The following is a 1,592-nucleotide window of genomic DNA, read 5'->3' on the forward strand; positions in this document are numbered from 1 at the left end:
GCGCAGGACGCGCCGGGCGTGGCCGCGGGCGTTGCTCCGCGGGGGTGGAGTGCGGGTCGCGGGGGGCCGCGGGCGCCGGGTGCCGGGGATGTGTCCGCTCGGGGCGGTCTTGGGGGCGGTCGAGGACACGGCGGCGGCTCCCTGGTGGCTCGGAGGTGCGCGTACCGGCGGCGTGTGCGGGTACCGGCGGTGCGTTTTCCGGTCCACCGTTGCCCGGGGGGTGGCTTCGGGAGGGGACGGCGGGTCAACGAGCGTGGGGAAATCACCCGATGGGGTGCCCCCGGGTGGGGGGCACCCCATCGGGGTTCGGCGTTTCGGACCCGATCGGGTCTTCAGGTCTTCGGGTGTTCGGATCTCCAGGTCTTCGGTTGTCCGGGCTCGGGGTCAGATGCCCGCTGCCGCCGACAGGTCCCGCTTGAGTGCCGTCAGCAGGTCCGTGGCCCTCGCGTGGGCCTCGGGGAGGGCGGCGTGCGCCGTGACCGGGACGACCACCTCCAGATAGCACTTCAGCTTGGGCTCCGTACCGCTCGGGCGGACGATCACCCGGGCGCCGTCGAGGGTGTAGCGCAGACCGTCCGTGGGCGGCAGCGTGTCCGTGCCCCGGGTGAGGTCCTCGGCCTTCGTGACGGCGAGGCCCGCGAGGCGGGTCGGGGGCTGTTCGCGCAGGCGGTGCATCGCGGCGGCGATGAGGGAGAGGTCTTCGACGCGGACCGAGAGCTGGTCGGTGGCGTGCAGGCCGTGCTCCACGGCGAGGTCGTCGAGGAGGTCGAGGAGGGTGCGGCCGCCCGCGGCGGAGCCGCTGCCGGAGGTGGACGCCTTGAGGGTGGAGGCGAGTTCCGTGATCAGGAGGGCCGCGGTGATGCCGTCCTTGTCGCGTACGCCCTCGGGGTCGACGCAGTAGCCGAGGGCCTCCTCGTAGCCGTAGCGCAGGCCCTCGACGCGGGCGATCCACTTGAAGCCGGTGAGCGTCTCCTCGTACGGGAGGTTCGCCTTCTCGGCGATGCGGCCGAGGAGGGAGGAGGAGACGATCGACTCCGCGAACGTGCCGTGCGCTCCGCGGGTGACCAGGTGGGCGGCGAGGAGGGCGCCGACCTCGTCGCCGCGGAGCATGCGCCAGTCGGTGCCGTCGTGGACCGCCACGGCGCAGCGGTCGGCGTCCGGGTCGTTGGCGATGATCAGGTCGGGGCCGGTCTCGCGGGCCTTCGCGAAGGCGAGGTCCATCGCGCCGGGCTCTTCCGGGTTGGGGAAGGCGACGGTGGGGAAGTCCGGGTCGGGCTCGGCCTGCTCGGCGACGAGCACGGGCTCCGGGAAGCCCGCGCGGGCGAAGGCGGCGAGGAGGGTGTCCTTGCCGACGCCGTGCATCGCGGTGTAGACGGTCCGGGCGGTGCGGGGGGAGTCCGGGGAGAGGACGGCGTCCGTGCGGGCGAGGTAGGCGTCGAGGACGGAGTCGTCGAGGGTCTGCCAGCCGGTCTCCGGGCGGGGGACGTCGTCCAGGGAGCGTACGGCGTCGATCTCCGCGGCGATCTCGGCGTCGGCGGGGGGCACGATCTGGGAGCCGTCGCCGAGGTAGACCTTGTAGCCGTTGTCGCGGG

Annotated in this window: 1 protein-coding gene; it reads right to left on the minus strand. The window is 73.9% G+C overall.

Going from position 1 to position 1,592, the window contains the following annotated elements; all coding sequences use genetic code 11:
* Positions 1–384: 384 nt before the first annotated feature.
* A partial coding sequence (locus EBH09_RS23140) for a phospho-sugar mutase (protein WP_153182712.1) occupies positions 385–1,592 on the minus strand: 1,208 nt, incomplete at its 5' end.

Source organism: Streptomyces sp. E2N166 (assembly GCF_003671715.1).
Classification (GTDB): domain Bacteria; phylum Actinomycetota; class Actinomycetes; order Streptomycetales; family Streptomycetaceae; genus Streptomyces; species Streptomyces thinghirensis.